This is a genomic window from Vibrio sp. 10N.261.55.C5, from assembly GCF_041470505.1.
Taxonomy (GTDB): domain Bacteria; phylum Pseudomonadota; class Gammaproteobacteria; order Enterobacterales; family Vibrionaceae; genus Vibrio; species Vibrio crassostreae_C.
The window spans coordinates 1-21,844 of sequence record NZ_JBFRMS010000045.1 but is presented as its reverse complement, the minus strand read 5'-3'; the positions used below and the strand labels follow the sequence as shown (position 1 = coordinate 21,844).

The following is a 21,844-nucleotide window of genomic DNA, read 5'->3' as shown; positions in this document are numbered from 1 at the left end:
ATGCTCGGCGCACCAAAAAAGCGGCAAGTATTTTCATACTTGCCGCTTTTACATCCATATTAGTTATTGGTTGCCGATATGCCATCTGGAAAGCGAGTAGCAACCAATATCACTGAATATTCAATTCGAACACCGAAATTAGAACAGTGTTTGTTGTCTCTTCTCAGGTACTGCCTGAACTTCACCGTAGTTACGTAGCTGATCCATCTTGCGAATATCCAACTGAAGCTCTGTTACGTAGCTATCACCCACAGGGTAACTGCGCACCACTTCTGCGCCACGGATAACACCATCAACCGCACCTGACGTACGCTCTGTACCAAGCCGTTGATCTTCAAGTTCTGCTCGACCGCTTACTCGCATGCCGTAAACCTGTTCAGCAAGCTCACGATAAGCATCGATCTTAGAGGCTCTCATCGCGCGGATACGTCTTTCTTCATCGTTACGACCTTTCTGCTCACTGATACTCGCATAGCCAACAGCCACTAAGAAATCATCAGGTCTCATGCTCTGCAATGGCTGACAGCCAACAAGCAATAAAGCGGCAACAACAAACATTAACTTCTTCATCTCGAACTCCTAAGGGCGAAGAATAACAGTATAAGGCTGACTGATCGTTGGATCGGAACGAATGATCACGCCATCTTGAGTTCGAATACTGTTTAGAGTATCTAGGTCACGGCCAATACGGTCTGCAGGTAAGAAGCCTTGTGCCGTCGCCACTACAATTCGAGTTTGCATGCCAACAACGCGAGCATTTACTAGTACACCGCCTTCTTGGCGAAGCATGGTGCCTGTCAGTACATACTGTACGTCTTGCTCTTGAGCTAAGTCTTTCCAATCGCGGCTCAACGCAAAGTCACCTTGGTGAGTCACTTGGATAGAGCCAGTAGTTTTAAAATCAACCACCTTGAAGCCACGACGCTGAAACTGATGAATGAAGCCTTCTGATACCGAGTTGCCTAGCCAGTTCGTTGTGTCCATGTGCTGCAGGTCCACAAACGAAGTAATTGCTATTGGCGTTCTCGCTGAAATACTTGTATTCGAAATGATCAGATCTTCGGTCATACTTTCCACGAAGAAATCCATGGTATGACGAGGGCTATCCATCAACATAAACTGACTGCCTGAATATTCAGACTTGCCGTTATAGATTGGCGAATAAGCGCATGAGGTCAACAACATGACACTCATTACTACGAGCCATTTTTTCATTCTCTTATCTCCAGATAGGTTTAGTGCTCCCTGTTCCAATATGTTCTCACCATTATTCTTTTCAATGGATTACAATGTTGGAACAGTCTTTGCTTTTCATTAATGGTTCAGATTAAGAAAAACGCACTTAAGTCAGCTTCAAGCTTATAGTTATTTGTTAAGCAATATTTATACCCAACTGGTAACGAATAGATGAAAAAAATAATTTCTTACTTATTTTCAATAAGTTCACTGATAACCATAAGCTTCAGTGCTCATGCCTCTTGGTATGAGGTTACCGGTACCGCAGCCATCGTATCGTCAGAGGAAACGGCAAGGGTCCATGCTCTGGAAGACGCGGTATATAAAGCGATCCAGTTCTCAGGTGCTGATATTGGTAGTATCTCCAACCTCACGCCGTACCTCGACGCAAACAAGAAAGAGTTTCAATTTACCAATCATGAAGTGCGCTACATCTTGGTAGAGAAAGAGAAAAAACGCAGTGGCAATATAATGGTCACCGCAAGGATCGATATCTATCCTTCGGCAAATGCTTGCCATGAGAGCCAATACAAGAAGACATTTTTAGTCGGCAACATTGATGTGACCTCCCCTCAGCAAGCTGTAATGGGCAGAATCTATAACATCGGTGATGATTTTGGTCATGTCGTAGATCGACAGCTGGCGCAAGAGTCTCGCAGCTTTGTTTCCGTTGGCACGACCAATTACGACATCGACAAACGTCGACCTGAAGTGATCAAGATGATCGCCCAAGACACTGGCGCACAATACATCATTGGTGGCGACATTACCGATTTAACCGCGACCATCGAGTCCAAACTGTTGAAAGACGACATCATCAATCGCCAGTTTGCGTTAGAGATGCAAGTCTTCGATGGTAAAACAGGACATCAGGTTTACAACCGTAGCTATCGTGAAGTGGCAAAGTGGCCATTTGCTAAGACCAGTGAAGTCGACACCCGCAGTGCCCGTTTCTGGGCATCAACCTACGGCAGCATGATGCTGCGTGTTAGCCGTAATATTATGTTGGACTTAGAATCGGAAGTGTCATGTAAGATCACCCTTCCAGAGGTTGCAGCGGTATTTGGTAACACTGTGACCATTGATTTAGGTCGAATGCATGGCGTACAACAAGGTGACAAACTGCAACTGTGGCACACAAGTTCGTTTATCGACCAACGCGGCTTGCCACGTAATAAGGTATCTCAAAGCGATATCACACTGACCGTTTCTCGCGTTTATGAAAACGAAGCAGAACTGACGATCGACCAACCAAGCCTTGCTGGAAGCATTCAAATTGGTGATGTGATGCAGAAAATCATGTAGTTAGCGACACGCCCGCCTCACAGTTTCTAATAAAGCCTTAGCACTTTTGTTAAGGCTTTATTTTTTTCATGGGTATTAGTTTCGGTTTTGCAGTATTTGGCGTAATCTTATTAATAATATAATCATCACTTAGCAAACTATGAGTCAGAATAATCTAATTGGTGCTACCGGTTACCGCTTTATCTCGAAAGGTAAAACCGCTTTTAAGATCCACATTCATACTCCCGAAGATACGGTGTTGCATCGGTCGGTCGGTTTTGTTCGTATGGGTGAAGACAAAGCACTGAAGAAAACCATTAAATTAAGAGATGAACTGGGCAGACAGCTATGGGGCAAATTTTGGCCCAAAGTCCTCAAAGAGCCCTACCTGATGACGCGCCTGCCTCATAGTCTAGAACCCAAAATTGTATTCAAACCAAATCCAACTCAGAGTGATCCTGAACACCGCGACGAATGCTACATCGCTAAGTGGCGTGTATTCTCAGAAAACGGCGACTACAAATACAAAACCAAGGTATGTTCAATCAGAAAGCACGGCCGACTTGCAGCTTATAGCCAAACCAAACGTGCGCTGCTTGATGCTCACAAAGACGTAATTGATCTACTTATATTTATGGGACGATTGAACAGCATCGACTTAAAATAGGCTTAAATCCGATTAAGCTGACCGCCCATATTTTTCAGATACAAAAACAGCCGCACATTGCGGCTGTTTTTAATTTATGACGATCCATCGTGGCAATTTAGAGTATTGCTACATACAAAATCGATTACCTAGTTTCGGCATATCTCAGCCAGTGTCGCCAATCGGCGCTTAGACTCTTTCACATAAGGGTTGGCTTGATCCCATGCGTAACCCGCCAGAATTGAGCACACCATCTGCTTAATCTTTGGATTTGGATCTTGATAGAAAATCACATCCTGCAAAGTACCTGAGTACCACCCCTCAACATACGTTCTAAAGGTGTTTACACCAACCATCAAAGGAGCGGCATAATCGCGTTCCCAATCTACCTTCTCACCGTTAAGTTGCTTTTCGACACACTCAACCGCAAACTGTGCCGACTTCATCGCAATCGTCACGCCTGACGAGAACACCGGGTCAAGGAACTCGCCGGCATTGCCAAGCAACGCGTACTTATCCGTCGCCAAATGTTTTACATTGGCAGAATAGCCACCAATTTCACCCGCAGGGTTTGGATACTCGGCGCTTGCCAGTATCTCAGCCAAGCCCGGCTCTTCCGCTGCCAGCTGTTTAATTGCAGCAATCTTGTCTTCTGGATAGGACTCAAAGAACTTAGGCTCTCCTACCACACCAAACGAAGAGACACCGTTACTAAACGGGATCAACCAATACCAAACATCAGGGTTGGTTGGATGCACAGAGATAAGAATCTTATTTCGGTCATATTCAAGATCGGTATCCACCTCTGCAATATGATCGTTAATGTGCGTAAAAATAGCTTTGCGTGGAGGAAGCGATGACGGCTCTTCCAAGTTAAGCATTTTTGGTAGCACTCGACCAAAACCACTGCCATCCAGAACGTATTGAGCTTCTATCTGATAACGCTCTCCACCCAGCACTTGTACATCTAAAATGGTGCTGTCGTCGGTGAAATTAATGCCCATTAACTCATGTTGGTAATCAATGCAGACACCCTGCGCCTCAGCCGTATCTGCCAAAACCTTATCAAAGGCACCTCGCTGAACCTGAAACGTGGTTCCAGGGCCAGAAGAGAACTTGTCTTCAAAATTGAACGCCGTATAAACACCATTTTTGCGAAAGGCAGCGCCATCTTTGTATTGGAAGTTAGCGTTGATCACTGCGTCAGTCATCCCAGCCTGTTCAATCATTTCCATACAAGCTGGTAATAGGCTTTCACCAATAGAAAAGCGAGGGAATACGCTCTTTTCAATCACTCGAACATCGATGCCTTTTTTATGAAGTAAAGACGCAGCAATAGACCCTGATGGCCCAGCTCCGATGATCACCACTTGAGTTGATAGTTTTTTCATTATTTAAGCCATGTTTGTTATTTTTATTGCGCGCCAGCTTTCAATTCTAGAAGCGTGTGACCAAGACCGATATCGTCGGTACGCGTTACCACTTCAAAGCCCGCTTCTTCAACAATCTCTAAGAAATCTTCACTGCGGTAAAAACGACTGTTGCCATTGGCCAAGCAGGTAAAGTAGAGAGACGTCGCGTTTAAGCTATAAGAAGCCGCATCGTATTTCTGTGAATCCCAAAACAGTTCAAGGATATAGACAGTCGCATCTTCTGACATATGAGAGCGAACGCGCTTTAATATGCTCAGAATCTCCATTGGCGAGAAACAATCAAGGAACTGACTCATCCACCAAACATCCGCGCCCGTTGGCAGAGTTTGCTGTTTATCGAGCATATTCGCTGGGAATGGCGTGACTCGCTCTTGATGACCATGCTTTGCCGCGTTTGCCATTGCCATTTCTAGCTGCTGTGGCAAATCAACAATCGTCACCTCAACGTCCGCATCATGGTTGCAGCATTGCATCGCCCACTTACCCGTATTGCCGCCGATATCCACCAGCGACTTAGGTTTCTTGCTGAAGACTTTTTCAAGTAACACAGGGAACGAGCGATCCGAATAGAAGTGATCAAACTTGAACCAACTCTCTTTTGCTTTTTCTGGCAATTGAGACAAGCCTTGGTAAATGGTTTCCCAATCACCCAACTCTTTCAAGCCTGCAGGTGTGCCTTCTTCAATCGCTTCTGTTAGATGCATCATCGCGGCATAACAAACATCGGCTGTGAAATCCATGTTTGCGTTAGTCATACCATCATGCAGAAGGTAGAAACCAAGGTTAGCCATTTTGTAGTTAGGCTTTTCCCAAGTCACAATATGAGCACTTAACGCCATATCGAGCAGGACTTTCACGCCGTACTCAGAGACACCGGTCGATTCAGAGATAGACTCTGCTGGTAAACCCTCGTTGCCCGCGTCATCTAACGCTTTCAAAATGCCTAAATCACGAAGTGTACGAGCAGTATGAAAAACAATCGGAGCGAAAGACAATTTCTGCGCTTCTGTTTTTGCTTCTAATGCGTTGAATGGATCTAATTTATATTCCGACACGAAAAACCTAACTTTAAATAATAGAGAGTTACTCAGCTGCCATTTGCGCAAGCTTACGTTTAATATCAACGTTTAAGTTATTAACCCAACGGTTGTAATTACGGTGTATTTCACCATCGTCGTACTTCAAATTCTCTGATTCAACGTAAAGAATAGAGTAAAACTTATCACTATAAGGAATTTCAACCACAGCGTGGTGCGAACGAACATACAATTCAGCGCGGATCAAACCAGGCTTTATTTCTGAAACCAACCAGCCTCGATTTTCAGCAGATTCAGAAATAGCTGATTTAACCTGTTTACTTTGAAGATTCAGTGCAACTGGAGTATCCTCAACATTCATTACAGGTTGGACGCGTCCACATCCTGCAAGAACGAATATGAATAACATTGAAACTGCTATTTTTAGTAATTTCATTTAAATTCCTTATCTGTGTTTATTTATAAGCGCGCATAGTATTTAGTTAGACTCAAAGCAAATCAATACTCTATGTCAAATCAATCCCAATTAATGTCGTTTAATATTGAGAAATGGTCTGCAAATTCAGCGGGGCTCAATTCTATTGCTGAATGGCAAGCGTGGAGCACTAATTTAGATTGGCCACAAGATGGCTCAACTGAATTTAAAGCTATTCCTCCAATGATGCGCCGCCGAATGAGTGTGCAAAGCAAACTTGCTGTCCAAACCGCGTTAACCCTATTAAAAGACACCTCGATTGATTATCTGGTCTTTGCTAGCCGACATGGTGAGTTGCATCGAACCGCCACTTTAATTCAGTCGATATTAGAAGGTGACGATGCCTCACCAATGGCGTTCTCGCAGTCGGTACATAATACCGCAGCTGGTCTAACCACCATTGCCGCCAAAGCACCGATTCCACTGACTTCAATAGCCGCAGGGCAAGATACTTTCCATAACGCTCTGATCGAAGCTTATCTTTACCTTCATCAATATCCGTCGCATCGAGTGTTAGTTATCGATTTCGACCAACCTCTGCCCGAGCTCTACCAAGAGTACGAAACACAGAACTTTGCTGATTATGCGCTGGGCTTAGTGCTCACCGCTGGCAGTGAATACTCTATTACTAGGACAGTAGAGACCAACCAAGCACCTTCCGTGTTACCACAAGGGTTACAAACGCTCCAACATATCTTATTAGGTACAAATAGGTGGGCTATTGCTGGCAAGCACCAAACTTGGTCTTGGGTAAATAACACCGAGACAGGTACAGCGTAATGAGCAGAGTAGACCAGTATTGGCGAGTATTCGCGACAGGCCTCTGCTTTACCATCTTTGGTTTGGGTGGCTTAGTATTGAGCTTCTTAATCTTACCGACTATCGCGCTAACCAATCCCAATACCATTAAAAGAGAGCTTAAAGCACAGCGATTAATCCGTTTCTCATTCAATGCGTTTTGCCAGATCATGAAGTTCACCGGAGCAATCGATTACCGAATTGATGGTGCAGAACTACTGCGTAACGACCGTAACTGCATTATCGTCGCCAACCACCCAAGTTTGATTGACTATGTGCTGATCGCCTCTCAACTTCCTCAATGTGATTGCCTCGTCAAAGCGGCCATTTGGGAAAACCCTTTTATGAAAAGGATTGTCAAAGCGGCAGGTTATATACCGAACCAAGCCCCTGACGATCTTTTAGAGCGCTGTGAAGAACGCTTCTCACGTGGCAATGTCATGCTGATTTTTCCCGAAGGAACTCGCACAACGCCAGGAATTGAACCATCCTTACAGCGTGGGGCGGCACAAATCGCGACTCGAACACAAACCGATTTACGCGTGATTCATATTACGGTTTCTCCGACATTCTTAACGAAAGAGAAAAAATGGTATCAAGTTCCTGCGTCGAAGCCCTTTTTTCATGTCGCGGTGAAAGGTAAAATAGAAGTCGAACCATTTATTGAAGGCTCAAATAATTTAACTTCGGCAGCAAGGCGCCTTAATCATCATCTTGCACAAACAATTTTCCCTTCCGAAGAAAACATTTAGCGTATCAATAACATAACAGGCGATATCGGCATTTCGAAAATACCTCATATAATGTAGAATCGCCCCCTTAAAGCAGCATTCAGATAAAGCATTAAGTAGGCCAAAGTGGAAACATTACACAACGAACTGAAACAACTGATCATCGACGCATTGAACCTTGAAGACATGAGCATTGATGAGATTGAAACGGAAGCTCCACTATTTGGTGATGGACTTGGACTAGACTCTATCGATGCCCTTGAGCTTGGCCTTGCTATCAAGAAAAAGTACAACATTGTTATCGATGCAGATGATTCAAACACTCGACAGCACTTTGCGTCAGTTGAAAATCTAGCGAACTACATCTCTTCTCAAACGAATAACTAGACAGATCTTTATGACACAAGCTAACCAACAAGAAGTATACAACCAGGTTAAAGATGCGCTTATTGAGCTGTTCGAGCTTGACGCTGAAGATATCACCCCTGAAGCTCATCTCTATCTTGATCTAGACCTAGACAGCATTGATGCCGTTGATTTGGTCGTTCACCTACAGAACGTCACAGGTAAGAAGATCAAACCTGAAGAGTTCAAAGCAGTGCGCACCGTTAATGACGTTGTCGAATCTGTGGTTGAACTATTGAAGGACGCCTAATGCGTCCTCTGCTGACTTTACTGTCGGCAATTATACTTTTCACTTATCCAATAGCGGTTTACTTTGGACTCAACAAGTTTGGCTTACAAACCGTTGGTATTGCCTTAGCCGCTATCTTTGCTGTACGCATTTTCACCGGCGGTCAGGCTAAAATCAAAGAGCTAAAACACCTAGCTTGGATCAGTGGAAGTGCCGGTATTGTTCTGCTGGCTTTAGGCTTAGCCTTTAAGCAACACGGCTGGCTAACCTATTATCCCGTTATCGTTAATGTTTGTATGCTGGTTGTATTCGCTTCGAGCCTATGGCAACCACAAACGATTATCGAACGTCTTGCTCGCCTTCAAGAGCCTGAACTTCCGCAAAGTGGCGTTGATTACACACGAAAAGTCACCAAAGTGTGGTGCTTGTTCTTTGTTATCAATGGCTCTATTGCCCTTTACACCTGCTTCCAACCGCTAGAAGTATGGACCCTATACAATGGCTTACTCAGCTATCTGTTTGCAGGGTTACTCTTTGCAGGAGAGTGGGTAGTAAGACAGCGCATTCGTCAGAGTTAAATTGTTATGACCCAAACCGTATCTTACACCTCGTTGTCTGAGCTTCTCAGCCAGGACAGAGCCCCTGAATCTATTGTCTGCTTTGACGACAATAGCGAGATTACGTGGCAAACATTTAACGACGACTTATCTCAACTCGTACAATTTTTGTCTTTATCCCCTTTTCAACGAATCGTGATTTGTACCCAAGACAGCTACCTATTTGCGGTGGCCTTTTTGGCATGTGCAGCAGCCAACAAACACATCATCTTACCGGGCAACTACCAGCCATGTGCGCTTGCTGAGTTAAGTAAGCAGTTTGATTGCCTGCTAGTTGATAACTCGATTGGCGAAGTTGAGGTGAGTGACGTTCGTAATATCCAAACCTTATTGGATTCAAACACTGAAGCACAAAAACCTCTAACCGAGAATCTTACGACCATTGATTTGGCAACAGTCCCATTAACTCTGTTCACTTCAGGTTCAAGTGGCACGCCAAAAGCGATAGATAAAACGTTAGAACACCTCGATATTGAGACCGCTCAGTTACACAAGAACTGGGGTGAGTTACTCAAGGGAAACCAAATCCAAAGCACAGTTTCTCATCAACATATCTATGGTTTGCTGTTTAGAATCTTATGGCCACTATGCTCTGGTGTTCCATTTGCTCGACACAACCTTGAATACCCAGAACAGATCTTATCTCACGCAAATCAAAACTGTGTACTGATCAGCAGCCCAGCGCTACTTAAACGATTAAAGCATGAGACCAACAAGGTACAACTTGCAGGAATCTTCTCTTCGGGTGGTCCATTGCCTACCGAGTCGGCTCACCAGTCACGAGATCTGCTTGGTCATTTACCGATTGAAGTCTTTGGTAGCACAGAAACCGGTGGCATCGCATTTCGTCAGCAAGAGAGCGCTCAAACGCCTTGGCAGCTTTTTGCCTGTATTGAGGCTAGTCTCAACAGTGAGAGTTGCATTAAGTTATTGTCGCCGTACATCGATAAGAATAACTGGTATCAAACCTCTGATGAGTGCGAGATGGTCTCGGAGAACCAATTCATATTGAAGGGCCGAACGGACCGAGTGATCAAGATAGAAGAAAAGCGAGTATCACTGGTTGAAGTGGAAAAGCGACTGGAGCAACTGCCTTGGATAAGTGAGTGCGTGGTTATTCCATTTGAGGAGCCTGAGCGATTAATATTAGCCTCTGTTTTGGTATTATCAGATGAAGGCCAAGCCGCTCTATCGACCATGAGCAAAGGTAAATTCTGGTTGATGCTGCGTACAGAACTCAGAAAGTGGTTAGAGCCAATCGCAATCCCGAGAAAATACCGTGTTGTCGATGAGATCCCCCTCAACAGCCAAGGTAAGCGATTAACATCTCACATAGAACAGCTAATAAAATCATAGAAACCGCTGATCGTATTTTACACTGAGATTATCTTTTTATATTTTTGTCAAAGAACCAATATTTGCCCAAGGATTCTAAGCACGCCCTATGGATAAAAGAAAACCAAACATCATTGCTGTAGACACGGTAGAAAATGAATCGACCCTGACACTTCATGTTAGCGGAGATATCACCGACTTTAATGGGCACTTCAAGAGCTTCCCTATTCTACCTGGCGTCACGCAAATTGATTGGGCACTTCACTACGCAGTCCAAGAGTTAGGCGTTCCTGGTTTCTTTAAAGGAATGGAAGTCATTAAGTTCCAAGAGCCTATCCTGCCTGACGCTACAATCCAGCTATCACTCAAATGGGATGCTGACAAAGACAAGCTGAGCTTTAGTTACACATCAAACAACGGTGAACAGACCCACTCTTCAGGCAAAATGAAGCTGGGAGAAAAAAGTGAATAGCGCTCCCGTCGAGGCTACTTCTCAACACCACACAAAAGAAAGCAGCTACAAGGCTTGCTTCCTTATCCCGTGCTTTAACCATGGCGCAACCATGCCGGCTGTGGTGTCGTCACTTCATCATTTTGAGTTACCGATCATCATCGTTGACGATGGCAGTGAACTCACAACAAAACAGTTTCTGTCTCCCCTAGCAGAGAATTCAAACGTAACCTTGGTGACGCTTGAACAGAACCAAGGTAAAGGCGGCGCAGTAAAAGCCGGAATCAAAAAAGCGCAGCAACTAGGCTTTAGCCACGCTATTCAGATAGATGCTGATGGGCAACACGACCTGGAAGCCTTGCCAACATTGATTGAGGCCTCACAAGCTAAGCCACAACGTCTGATATCAGGCCAACCTATCTACGACGACAGCGTACCCAAAGCAAGGCTCTATGGGCGCTACGCGACACATATCTGGGTATGGATAGAAACCCTTTCTTTATCAATTAAAGACAGCATGTGTGGCTTTAGAGCGTATCCTATCAACCAAACTCAAACTGTGTTGAATAAGTACGATGTTGGTTCGAGAATGGACTTCGATATCGAGATTTTGGTTCGCCTGTATTGGGAAGGTTGCGACATAGACTTCGTTGAAACGCGCGTTATCTATCCTGAGAACGGCATCTCTCATTTCGATGCGTTGTGGGATAACGTCAAAATCAGTTGGATGCATACACGTCTATTCTTCAGCATGCTGCCAAGAGCACCAAAACTGATTGCTCGCCATTTCAAATCCGATTCAGCTGATAATAACCCAAATTTATCGACTGATTCAGAGCCGCAAGCTTCTGAACAACCACACTGGTCCCGCACTCAAGAACGCGGCACAGTATTAGGCATTAAGCTGTTATTAGCCATTTATACCTTGTTAGGTCGCGGTGTGTTCAACCTCATTCTGCGTGGTGTGATGCGTTACTACCACTTGACGGGCCAGCGTGCGCGAAACGCTTCCGAACAATATCTATTCCAATTAAAAGCCTATGCGGAACAGCAAAATATTGAGCTCCCCGGAGAACTAACCAGTTACAACCATCTGCTTTCATTTGGCCATACGATGCTCGACAAGCTCGCGGCATGGAAAGGTGATTTCTCGGCAGATAACCTGACTATTCATGGCCAAGACCAGTTCGAGAGCATGGTGGCAAATAAGCAAGGTGTGCTAATCCTTGGATCTCACCTTGGCAATATTGAGCTGTGCCGAGCTTTAGGTCGCAGACACTCGAACATCAAAATCAACGCCCTGGTTTTTACAGAACACGCCGAACGTTTTAATTCCGTGATGAAAGCGGTTAACCCGCAGTCTGATTTAAATCTGATTCAGGTGACATCGATGGGGCCTGATACCGCTATCTTGTTACAACAGAAACTAGAGCAAGGCGAATGGATCGTGATTGTTGGCGATCGAACTTCCACCAGCAAAGAGAGCCGCTCAGTATGGGCTGAGTTCTTAGGTAAGGAAGCTCCATTCCCTCAAGGTCCATTTATGTTAGCCTCGGTTCTCAAAGCACCCGTATTTTTGCTGTTTGGGTTACGTGACGACTCACAATCTAAGCCGCATTTTAATGTCTATTTCGAGCATTTTAGCAACAAGATCGAGCTACCAAGAAAGACTCGCGAACAATCTTTACAGCAAGTCGTGCAAAAATACGCAAATCGACTTCAGCACTACACACTGCAAGCACCGCTTCAGTGGTACAACTTTTTTAATTTTTGGACATTGAGCAAGCACCATGACGAAAAAGAATCCAAATAGCATCACCTTTGGTGCCGAGCGCCTCACGATTGAGGATGTTGTCGCTATCTCACAAGGCGCAAAAGCCTCGATGAACACAAGTGAAGCATTCACATCTAAGATCGACCGTGGTGTCGCTTTCTTAGAACGCCTATTGAAAGAAGAAGGTGTGATTTACGGTGTAACGACGGGTTACGGTGACTCATGTACGGTTGCGATTCCGCCAAACCTAGTTGACGAGCTACCACTGCATTTAACACGTTTTCACGGCTGTGGTTTAGGTGAAATATTGTCTCACGAACAAGCTCGTGCAGTCCTTGCAACTCGTCTTTGTTCGTTATCACAAGGTGTCTCTGGTGTGACTCACGATCTACTCAACCAGATCGTTACCCTAATCAACCAAGACATCTCACCACGCATTCCTCAAGAAGGATCGGTGGGTGCCAGTGGCGACTTAACACCTCTGTCTTACTTAGCCGCAGCACTGATTGGTGAGCGTGATGTAATCTACAAAGGTGAAGTGCGCCCAACCAGTGACGTCTACAAAGAGTTAGGAATTAGCCCTATCAAACTTAAGCCAAAAGAAGGCTTGGCGTTGATGAATGGTACGTCTGTAATGACGGCATTAGCTTGTATCGCTTACAAGCGTGCGGAATATCTAGCTCAGCTATCAACTAAGATCACCGCTATGGTATCAGTCGGTATGCACGGCAATGACTTCCATTTCGATGAAGCGCTGTTTGCAGTCAAACCTCATCCTGGTCAACAACAAGTTGCTGCATGGCTGCGTGATGATCTGCAAGCGGATCGCCCGCCACGTAACAGTGATCGCCTCCAAGATCGTTACTCTCTGCGCTGTGCTCCACATGTTATCGGCGTGGTTCAAGACTCTCTGCCTTGGCTACGCCAAATGATCGAGAACGAGCTAAACAGTGCCAACGACAACCCAATTATCGATGGTGATAATGAGCGCGTACTGCACGGTGGACACTTCTACGGTGGACACATTGCAATGGCGATGGATACGTTAAAAACTGCAGTTGCGAACCTTGCTGATCTGCTTGACCGTCAAATGGCTCAGCTGATGGACTACAAGTTCAACAACGGTTTGCCATTCAACCTAACGGGTGCTGAAGGCGAACGTAAGCCAATCAACCACGGCTTTAAAGCAGTACAGATTGGCGTTTCAGCTTGGACAGCAGAAGCATTGAAACACACCATGCCAGCAAGCGTATTCTCTCGCTCAACTGAGTGTCACAACCAAGATAAAGTGAGTATGGGCACCATCGCAGCTCGTGACTGTTTACGCGTTCTAGAGCTAACCGAACAAGTGGCAGCAGCGTCACTACTGGCGGGGACACAAGCACTCGAACTTCGTAAGCGCCACAATGAGCTTGATGAGCACCACATGAGTGAGAACCTCAAGCACATTCGCGACGAAGTGCTTAAGGAGTTTGAATTTATCGTAGAAGATCGACCACTTGAAGGCGATCTACGCCACTTCATTGCTCGTATTCAAAGTCAGCACTGGTCACTTTACTCATAAAGTAGCCAACCCTTTACGCAATATTGTTGAGAGCGATTTATGTCTGAAATCCTTCACCCATTACAATCTGAGGTGACGCTTATCACCTCATTCCAAGATGCCGACCCAATGGGCGTGATCTATCACGGCAACTACTTCCGATTCTTTGAAGAAGTTAGGCGCATCATGATGGATAAGATTGAGTACAACTACCATGAGATGAAGGATTCTGGCTACATGTGGCCTATCATCGATACCCGCGTGAAATACATTAAGGCGATACCGTTTAATCACAAGATTAAGGTAACGGCGAAACTCACCGAGTGGGAAAATCGCCTGCGCGTCGATTATGAAATTCATGATGCTCTAACCGGTGCTCGAATGACACGTGCTCACACCATGCAGGTTGCCGTCACCATCGAAGAACAAGAGATGTGCTTTGCCTCACCCAAAGTGTTTACTGACAAAGTCGAACACTGGCACCAATTTGGTTGCTTACCTCTAGCAACTGAACATCAAACACAAACCTCTAACCCACAGCAGGTGAACCATGAATCTGTTTAAACGCAGTCGCAAATACATCAATATCGCGCTAATTGGACTTACTGCGATGATGACAAGCGGCCTTGTAAGCGCCAAAGAAAACTCTGCTGCTGTCAATTCTATTTCAGAGCTGCAGACGGTGCTCAGCGAAAATAGTATTGTGCGTGGTGAGTTCACTCAAACACGCAATATGGAGATGTTCGCCCAGCCTTTAACGTCACAAGGTACATTTCTGTTAGACAAATCAAGTGGCTTACTCTGGACACAAACCACTCCGTTTCCCGTGAACTTAGTGCTCACCGATAACAAACTGAGCCAAAGGTTTGCCGATCAACCCGCAAAAATCATCACCGACAAAGAAAATCCAATGGCGTTTTATTTCAGCCATATCTTCTTGTCAGTGTTTCATGGGGACACGCAAAAACTTCAGGAACAGTTCGCACTCAATTTTGAGCCCGCAACTAACACCAGCTCTGATGAAAATGTACAAGCATGGACACTGACTCTAAAGCCCAAAAATGCACCGATGAATGCGGTGTTTGAGGCTATCACGCTGCAAGGCAACAGCGATATTGAACGTATTGAGTTGAAAGAGATTCGTGGAGATAGCACAGTGATCGAATTCAGTCAGTTAAGCCATCTACCGGAAGTATTATCAGATGCTGAAGCGAAACAATTCCAACTCTAGTCTTGCCCTTGTTTGGCTTGTTGTTGTAATGCTGTTTAGCGGGTTGTTGACCAAACAATTCGCTTTTTCTTCGTCGGTACCGATTGAAAGCAACATTCTAAAGTTACTGCCCGAAAACCAGCAAGACCCAATGGTAGAGCAAGCCTTTCAGCAGATATCCAGCTCGATGAGCGAGCAAGTGGTATTTATCATAAGCGCTCCCGATATCGAACAAACCATGGTTGCGACCGACGCTTTTGAAAAAGCTCTCAACCAAAGAACTTTTTCAAGTCAGCCAACTCTGTTTAAACAAGTTCAAGGTAAAATCAACGCCAGCACTCAAAGCCAGTGGAGCGATTTCTATTTTCGTCACCGATCTCAACTGCTGACCCAACAACAAAAAGAGACGCTGACACACTCGCCTGATTCGCGAGCTCAATATGTCATTCAGTCTCTGTACAATCCATTCTCAGGCGTCACTGCAGCAGAGTTATCTCTCGACCCATTCTTGTTATTTCGCGACTACATCAGTGCTATTGGCGTCCAATCAAGTAACTTTGTTCTGAAAGAGGGCTATCTCACGGCCCAGTCGAATGAGCAAACTCATATTTTAGTCACGGCTACTCTGGCGGACTCACCTTATAGCTTGGCGATTCAAGAACAACTTCCAGATCTTGATTCAATTGAGCGCGAGGTCGAAAAACAATTTGGCGTCAAGGTGCAGCATACTGGTGTGGTGTTCTACGCCAATTACGGTACCGAAAGCGCGAAATCAGAAATCAGTACCATTGGTTTGGGCTCATTGGCAGGCGTTATTTTATTGGTGTGGCTGACATTTCGTAGTGCGCTACCACTTGCCTTATCTTTACTCTCAATCAGTACAGGATTATTGGTTGCACTGGCAAGCACTGTCGCTATCTTTGGTAAGGTGCATCTATTCAGCTTGGTGTTTGGCGCTAGCTTGATTGGCGTATCCATCGATTACTCTTTTCACTATCTCACTGACCGTTTAGCCGCAGGAAGCCACTGGCAGAGCGATAAAGGCCTAAAGCATATTTTCATTGCCATCACTCTAGGTTTAATCACCAGCTTAATCGGATACTTAGGGCTACTGGTTGCGCCATTCCCAGGCTTGCAGCAACTGGCTCTGTTTTCGTCGATTGGACTGATCGCAGCTTACGCCAGTGTGGTGTGCTGGTACCCCGTTTTAGCGGTAAAACCAGGCCAAGAGCGCCCTCTTCCCCTGTCGAAACTTTGGCATACTTGGTTAAGCCTTTGGAGCAACCAAAAATTTAGAATTGGCTTACCGTTAACAGTGACTGTCGTTAGCTTGATGTCACTCAGTCAAATTCGTTACGACGACGATATTCGCCAGCTTCAGGCTATGCCCGAACAACTCAAACAACAAGAGCAAGCCATTACTGAGATATCAGGGTTAGGCAGTGGTCAAAATATGCTTTTGGTCACAGCTCAGAGCGACCAAAAGCTACTCAAAAAATTGACAGAAATCACCACAAGCTTAGATTCGCTGGTCAATAGCCAAGGTATCTCCGGGTATCGCAGCATCAATCAACACTTGTTAAGTAAACAAGAACAGCATGATAACTATCAGTTGGTTGAACAACTCTATAGTCAACAAAGCCATATATTACAAAGCTCTCTCGGTTGGTCTACGTTTCCAGAACTACCAAAATTCGAACCAATCACGGTATCTGGATTTTTGGAGTCTCCAGTCTCAGAGCCTGTTCGACCACTTTGGTTAAAACCTATCGACGGGCAAGCAGCGTCGGTCATTTTGATAAAAGACGTCACTGATGCTGAGCTGTTCTCACAGTGGTTGGAGTCAGATTTTGCTCAGAAGCAAGGTGTGAAACACCTCAATAAAGCGGATGAAATCTCCTCTCTTTTTGCTGAGTACCGCGTCAAGATTACCGAGCTGTTATTGATAGCATTGGCAGCTATTGGCATGCTGTTAGGCTGGCGCTATGGTGTGAAGCAAAGCCTGTTAATGCTGTTGCCTTCATTGATTGCAGGCGTAGCAGGTTTGGCGGTCACGGGCATTTTAGGCTCGACACTGAACCTATTTAACCTGCTTGGTTTGATTCTGATTTTAGGGATTGGCATAGACTACACCCTGTTCTTTGCTGAGCAAAAGAAATCGCTGAGCACCTTATTAGCGATCACCTTGTCAGGTCTCACAACACTACTTTCATTCGGCTTACTGTCGCTGAGCCAGACTCATGCTATTCATAGCTTCGGGGTGACGGTTCTGACAGGGATCTTTGTCGCTTGGCTGCTTTCTCCACTCGCGATCAACAGTAGTAAAAACGTAGAAGGACCAATTACTCGAGAGGCTTTTAGATGATCCAGACATTAAAGGTAACCTTCGCCATACTAGTGGGCATTCTAATGAGTGCCTGCTCGATGGTTTCTCAGCAGCCAAGTGGTGCGAGCGTGTCTATCGATCAAGACACCGATCTAGCACTACCACTGCCAGCTGAACTGGGATACTCATTAACAGCCAGTCAGTTGATTAGCGCTACGTGGGAAAATGATACACAGCAGCTTCCGGTTCAAGTCGAAGTCACACCAGGTAAAGTGGTTTTGGCGGGGTTCTCCTCTTGGGGTACTCGCATTCTATCGCTGCAATACCAGAATCAAGTAATTGATACACAGGTTTTGTCTGGGCTTGGCGCAACTTTGCCACAACCTGAACAGGTGCTATTTAATTTAATGCTTACCTTATGGCCGGCTGAAGCATGGGCTCAGCCTTTACAAAGCATAGGTTGGCACCTAGTCGATACCGACAAAACAAGAACCGTATTTGATGAAAACCAACAGGCAATCATTCAAATTGATTACCAAACAGATCCTGGTACACACAAAACGGCAGGCGACATTGTTTTCAAACATTTGACCCTGGGCTACAACATCACCATACAAACGTTGAACTCAACGATTGTCGACAATCCAAGTAAGAGTTGAACACTATGCCTATTTACATCCAAGACTGTGGTTTCCACTCAGCGCTAGGCTCAGAGATTGCCGATATTCATGGCTGTCTAAAAGACGAGCGTGAATCAAATATGGTCGAAGTGCACGATATGCTGAACGATGGTAAACACACTGTCGTTGGTCAGATCGCGGGTGAACTACCACCGATTCCTTCAGATCTTACGCAATACGCCACTCGCAACAATCAACTGGCGCTGTCGGCTCTTCACCAAATTGAAGATTCTATCGAGCAAGCCAAATCTCAGTTTGGCGCAGATAGAATTGCTGTTGTTATTGGCACCAGCACATCTGGGATCTCCGATGGTGAAGCAGTCTTCAAACAAAAATTGGCAAACGGCGAGTTTCCAGCAGATTACCATTACTCAAAACAAGAGCTTGGTGATACCTCAGAGTTCGTTAGCCAGTATTGCGTATTAACGGGGCCAAACTACGTCATATCTACGGCTTGCTCATCCAGTGGCCGCGTATTTCTGACCGCCCAGCGCTTATTAGATTCAGGTATGGCTGATGCCGTGTTAGTGGGTGGTGTGGATACATTGTGTAAGCTGACACTCAATGGTTTCCACGGTCTTGAAGCACTCTCAACAACACATTGTAAGCCATTTAGTGCAACCCGAGAAGGTATCAACATAGGAGAAGCAGCGGCATTTATGTTGCTCAGCAAAACAAAGTTAGCCGGTGTTAATGCAGCACAAGACACGTCAAACATTGCCTTATTGGGCTGTGGGGACAGCTCTGATGCACACCACATTTCAGCGCCTCACCCTGAAGGCAATGGTGCTGAACAAGCAATGAAAAAAGCGTTACATTCTGCACAGTTAAACGCAGAAGACATTGGTTATATCAATGCACATGGTACAGCAACGCCACTCAATGACTCGATGGAAAGTAAAGCCATTCATCGTATTTTTGCAAACAAGGTTCCCGTCAGTTCTACCAAACCGCTGACCGGGCATACTCTAGGCGCAGCAAGTGCGATTGAGGCTGCAATTGCGTGGCATATTTTGAAATATGACTTACCGCTTCCCTTACAAAAATGTCAGGATAAAGCTGAAGATATTGAGATTGATTTGGTAAACTGTTCACAGAAACTTAAAGCAAAGAACATCTTAAGCAACTCGTTTGCTTTTGGTGGCAACAACATTAGCCTGATTTTTGGTGTAGTAAATGACTGATATCCCTTCTGTAGACCAACTTCTCCCTCACGATGATCCGATGATATTAATCGATCGTGCTATCAGCGTAGAGGCGTTGTCGATCCACTGTCAGGTCGATATTGGTGACCATAATCTGTTCTTTGACGCCGAATCTCAAACGGTACCAGCATATGTTGGAATCGAGTTTATGGCGCAGTCTGTAGCGGCATGGTCTGGATATCACGCACTTAAAAACGGCACCACGCCCCCAATCGGATTCTTACTCGGCTCTCGTCGCTATAAATCACTGTGTGATGAGTTTACTCAAGGTCAGACCCTTGATATCTACGCCGAACAGATGATGGAAGACAGCGGTATGGCTGTGTTTACCGCAAGAGTCGAAGACCGAGGTGAGTTAGTGGCTCAATGCCAACTCAACGTCTACGTGCCGACCGAACAAAAATTACAAGAAATGAAAACTAGGAGCCCATCATGAGCCGTCAGGTTTTAGTCACTGGTGCCAGTAAAGGTATTGGTAAAGCGATCGCTATTCAACTCGCGAAAGACGGGTTTGAAATCGCCGTTCATTACATGGGTGACAAGCAAGGTGCTGAAGAGACGCTAAAGTCGATCACCGAACTGGGTGGCGCTGGACGTCTTATTCAATTTGATATCAGCAAACGAAGCGAGTGTCGCGAAAAGCTTGAGTCTGATATCGCTGAACATGGTGCTTACTATGGTGTAGTGAACAACGCGGGCATTACTCGTGACACTGCATTCCCCGCGATGACGGAAGAAGAGTGGGATGGTGTGATCCATACCAACCTAGATAGCTTCTACAACGTACTTCACCCTTGTGTAATGCCTATGGTTCAAAAGCGTAAAGGTGGCCGTATCGTCACTCTAGCGTCGGTATCCGGCATTATGGGTAACCGTGGTCAAACTAACTATGCTGCAGCAAAAGCGGGGGTGATTGGCGCAACTAAGTCTCTTGCTCTAGAACTCGCAAAACGCAAGATCACGGTAAACTGTGTCGCTCCTGGCTTAATTGACACAGGTATGGTTGACGAGCACGTGAAAGATCATGCACTTCCTCAAGTACCACTGCGCCGTATGGGTGAGCCGGAAGAAGTAGCCGGCCTAGTCAGCTACCTAATGTCTGATATTGCAGGCTACGTAACTCGCCAAGTGATTTCAGTAAATGGAGGCTTAGTATGACCCGCCGCGTTGTTGTAACTGGAATGTCTGGTGTTACTGCTTTTGGTAACGACTGGCAACAGATAGAGCCTAAGCTAAAGGCCTGTGAAAATGCGACTCAATATATGCCAAGCTTCGAGCAATATGATGGTCTCAACACAAAACTTGCCGCGCCTATTGATGACTTCCAACTGCCTAAACACTACAAGCGTAAGCAAGTGCGTGGCATGGGCCGTGTATCACGCCTAGCTACCGTTGCGACTGAGAATGCATTGGAGCAAGCCGGCTTAATTGGTCACGATGTATTGACCAATGGCGAAACTGGTATCGCTTACGGCTCTTCAACTGGCAGTACCGATGCGGTTGGTGCTTTCGGAGTAATGCTGAACGAGAAGTCGACACGAGCAATCACAGCAACCACTTACGTTCAAATGATGCCACACACAGCCGCGGTAAACGTAGGTCTGTTCTTTGGTCTGCGTGGCCGCGTGATTCCCACCAGCAGCGCCTGTACTTCAGGAAGCCAAGCCATTGGTTACGCCTATGAAGCGATCAAGCATGGTTACCAAACCGTAATGGTTGCCGGTGGTGGTGAAGAGTTATGCCCAACTGAGTCTGCCGTTTTCGATACCCTTTTCGCTACCAGTTTAAAAAACGACACACCCAAGAAATCCCCTAGCCCATACGACAGCGAGCGTGATGGCTTGGTTATCGGCGAAGGCGCTGGAACCCTGATCCTTGAAGAGTACGAACATGCTGTTGCTCGTGGCGCAAAGATCTACGCAGAAATCATAGGTTTTGCGAGCAACTGTGATGCGGCTCATGTGACTCAACCTCAGATGGAAACCATGCAAATCTGTATGGAGAAAGCATTGAGAGACGCACAACTTCCAGCTGAGAAGATTGGCTATGTTTCTGCGCACGGTACTGCGACTGAAAAAGGTGATATTGCAGAGAGTAACGCGACAGCGAATATCTTTGGTGAAGTACCAATCAGCTCTCTTAAGAGTTACTTTGGCCATACGCTTGGTGCGTGTGGTGCAATTGAAGCGTGGCTCAGCCTAGAGATGATGCATAGCGGTTGGTTCAGCCCAACCCTAAACCTTAAGAATGTCGATGAACAGTGCGGCAAGCTCGATTACATCACGGGCTCAGGTCGCGAATTGGATGTTGAATACTTGATGAGCAACAACTTTGCTTTTGGTGGAATCAACACCTCTATCATCTTCAAGAAAGTCTAAGCTTAGCTACATAAAACGCTAAGTAAATAAAAAGGTTCATCGCGGATTAGC

At 45.6% G+C, this 21,844-nt stretch carries 24 protein-coding genes; 19 read left to right on the top strand and 5 right to left on the bottom strand.

Annotation, left to right across the window (positions count from 1 at the left end; genetic code table 11):
- Window positions 1-138 precede the first annotated feature (138 nt).
- The gene (flgP, locus tag AB4263_RS16510; RefSeq protein ID WP_016791311.1) at window positions 139-570 is read right to left on the bottom strand and encodes a flagellar assembly lipoprotein FlgP; all 432 of its coding nucleotides are present in this window, start codon (window positions 568-570) and stop codon (window positions 139-141) included.
- Between the two features lie 9 nt (window positions 571-579).
- Complete coding sequence (locus tag AB4263_RS16505) at window positions 580-1,215, bottom strand: FlgO family outer membrane protein (protein WP_017064137.1); 636 nt, start codon at window positions 1,213-1,215, stop codon at window positions 580-582.
- A 192-nt stretch (window positions 1,216-1,407) separates the two neighbouring features.
- Between AB4263_RS16505 and AB4263_RS16500 the strand changes: the two genes are divergently transcribed.
- Together AB4263_RS16500 and AB4263_RS16495 are read left to right on the top strand one after the other, a co-directional pair.
- Complete coding sequence (locus tag AB4263_RS16500) at window positions 1,408-2,541, top strand: flagellar assembly protein FlgT (RefSeq protein ID WP_372098542.1); 1,134 nt, start codon at window positions 1,408-1,410, stop codon at window positions 2,539-2,541.
- 139 nt (window positions 2,542-2,680) lie between these two features.
- Entirely contained in the window at window positions 2,681-3,187 is a 507-nt protein-coding gene (locus AB4263_RS16495) for a hypothetical protein (RefSeq protein WP_017062268.1), read from the top strand.
- A gap of 128 nt (window positions 3,188-3,315) precedes the next feature.
- Here the strand turns inward: AB4263_RS16495 and AB4263_RS16490 are convergent, their stop codons facing one another.
- The 3 genes from AB4263_RS16490 to AB4263_RS16480 are packed head-to-tail and all read right to left on the bottom strand — an operon-like array spanning window position 3,316 to window position 6,072.
- The gene (locus AB4263_RS16490; protein WP_048659807.1) at window positions 3,316-4,557 is read right to left on the bottom strand and encodes an NAD(P)/FAD-dependent oxidoreductase; all 1,242 of its coding nucleotides are present in this window, start codon (window positions 4,555-4,557) and stop codon (window positions 3,316-3,318) included.
- A 23-nt stretch (window positions 4,558-4,580) separates the two neighbouring features.
- Entirely contained in the window at window positions 4,581-5,654 is a 1,074-nt protein-coding gene (locus tag AB4263_RS16485) for a methyltransferase (protein WP_017062270.1), read from the bottom strand.
- 28 nt (window positions 5,655-5,682) lie between these two features.
- On the bottom strand, window positions 5,683-6,072 hold the full coding sequence (locus AB4263_RS16480) for a hypothetical protein (protein WP_017062271.1): 390 nt from the start codon (window positions 6,070-6,072) through the stop codon (window positions 5,683-5,685).
- A gap of 72 nt (window positions 6,073-6,144) precedes the next feature.
- Between AB4263_RS16480 and AB4263_RS16475 the strand changes: the two genes are divergently transcribed.
- From AB4263_RS16475 to AB4263_RS16395, 17 genes are all read left to right on the top strand, one after another.
- Window positions 6,145-6,891: a beta-ketoacyl synthase chain length factor gene (locus AB4263_RS16475; RefSeq protein WP_170963074.1), complete on the top strand. Its 747-nt coding sequence runs from the start codon at window positions 6,145-6,147 to the stop codon at window positions 6,889-6,891.
- Complete coding sequence (locus AB4263_RS16470; RefSeq protein WP_017062273.1) at window positions 6,891-7,661, top strand: 1-acyl-sn-glycerol-3-phosphate acyltransferase; 771 nt, start codon at window positions 6,891-6,893, stop codon at window positions 7,659-7,661. Before AB4263_RS16475 ends, AB4263_RS16470 begins: the two co-directional genes overlap by 1 nt.
- Before the next feature lie 105 nt (window positions 7,662-7,766).
- Window positions 7,767-8,027: a phosphopantetheine-binding protein gene (locus tag AB4263_RS16465; protein ID WP_004736154.1), complete on the top strand. Its 261-nt coding sequence runs from the start codon at window positions 7,767-7,769 to the stop codon at window positions 8,025-8,027.
- Between the two features lie 10 nt (window positions 8,028-8,037).
- The gene (locus AB4263_RS16460) at window positions 8,038-8,295 is read left to right on the top strand and encodes an acyl carrier protein (protein ID WP_004739745.1); all 258 of its coding nucleotides are present in this window, start codon (window positions 8,038-8,040) and stop codon (window positions 8,293-8,295) included.
- The gene (locus AB4263_RS16455; protein WP_017062274.1) at window positions 8,295-8,852 is read left to right on the top strand and encodes a septation protein IspZ; all 558 of its coding nucleotides are present in this window, start codon (window positions 8,295-8,297) and stop codon (window positions 8,850-8,852) included. The genes AB4263_RS16460 and AB4263_RS16455 overlap by 1 nt, the downstream gene beginning before the upstream one ends.
- A 6-nt stretch (window positions 8,853-8,858) precedes the next feature.
- Entirely contained in the window at window positions 8,859-10,247 is a 1,389-nt protein-coding gene (locus AB4263_RS16450; RefSeq protein ID WP_372098541.1) for an AMP-binding protein, read from the top strand.
- Between the two features lie 88 nt (window positions 10,248-10,335).
- Entirely contained in the window at window positions 10,336-10,698 is a 363-nt protein-coding gene (locus AB4263_RS16445; RefSeq protein WP_017062276.1) for a 3-hydroxyacyl-ACP dehydratase, read from the top strand.
- Complete coding sequence (locus tag AB4263_RS16440; RefSeq protein WP_017062277.1) at window positions 10,691-12,490, top strand: glycosyltransferase; 1,800 nt, start codon at window positions 10,691-10,693, stop codon at window positions 12,488-12,490. The genes AB4263_RS16445 and AB4263_RS16440 overlap by 8 nt, the downstream gene beginning before the upstream one ends.
- Window positions 12,468-14,015 (top strand): histidine ammonia-lyase, encoded by a 1,548-nt coding sequence (hutH, locus tag AB4263_RS16435; RefSeq protein ID WP_017062278.1) that lies wholly within the window; start codon window positions 12,468-12,470, stop codon window positions 14,013-14,015. The genes AB4263_RS16440 and hutH overlap by 23 nt, the downstream gene beginning before the upstream one ends.
- A gap of 39 nt (window positions 14,016-14,054) precedes the next feature.
- Window positions 14,055-14,558, top strand: coding sequence for a thioesterase family protein (locus AB4263_RS16430; RefSeq protein ID WP_017062279.1), 504 nt, complete (start codon window positions 14,055-14,057; stop codon window positions 14,556-14,558).
- Entirely contained in the window at window positions 14,545-15,225 is a 681-nt protein-coding gene (locus AB4263_RS16425) for an outer membrane lipoprotein carrier protein LolA (protein ID WP_017062280.1), read from the top strand. Before AB4263_RS16430 ends, AB4263_RS16425 begins: the two co-directional genes overlap by 14 nt.
- The gene (locus AB4263_RS16420) at window positions 15,197-17,569 is read left to right on the top strand and encodes an MMPL family transporter (protein ID WP_048659798.1); all 2,373 of its coding nucleotides are present in this window, start codon (window positions 15,197-15,199) and stop codon (window positions 17,567-17,569) included. The genes AB4263_RS16425 and AB4263_RS16420 overlap by 29 nt, the downstream gene beginning before the upstream one ends.
- A complete protein-coding gene (locus AB4263_RS16415) occupies window positions 17,566-18,189 on the top strand; it encodes a DUF3261 domain-containing protein (RefSeq protein ID WP_029235193.1) in 624 nt (207 codons plus the stop codon). Before AB4263_RS16420 ends, AB4263_RS16415 begins: the two co-directional genes overlap by 4 nt.
- A 5-nt stretch (window positions 18,190-18,194) precedes the next feature.
- Window positions 18,195-19,394 carry a beta-ketoacyl-[acyl-carrier-protein] synthase family protein gene (locus tag AB4263_RS16410; RefSeq protein WP_372098540.1) on the top strand — a complete coding sequence of 400 codons (1,200 nt, stop codon included), beginning with the start codon at window positions 18,195-18,197 and terminating at the stop codon, window positions 19,392-19,394.
- Window positions 19,387-19,851, top strand: coding sequence for a hotdog family protein (locus tag AB4263_RS16405; RefSeq protein WP_017062284.1), 465 nt, complete (start codon window positions 19,387-19,389; stop codon window positions 19,849-19,851). Before AB4263_RS16410 ends, AB4263_RS16405 begins: the two co-directional genes overlap by 8 nt.
- Window positions 19,848-20,573, top strand: coding sequence for a 3-ketoacyl-ACP reductase FabG2 (locus tag AB4263_RS16400; RefSeq protein WP_017062285.1), 726 nt, complete (start codon window positions 19,848-19,850; stop codon window positions 20,571-20,573). Before AB4263_RS16405 ends, AB4263_RS16400 begins: the two co-directional genes overlap by 4 nt.
- Window positions 20,570-21,793 (top strand): beta-ketoacyl-ACP synthase, encoded by a 1,224-nt coding sequence (locus tag AB4263_RS16395; RefSeq protein WP_017062286.1) that lies wholly within the window; start codon window positions 20,570-20,572, stop codon window positions 21,791-21,793. The genes AB4263_RS16400 and AB4263_RS16395 overlap by 4 nt, the downstream gene beginning before the upstream one ends.
- The last annotated feature ends 51 nt before the right edge of the window (window positions 21,794-21,844 follow it).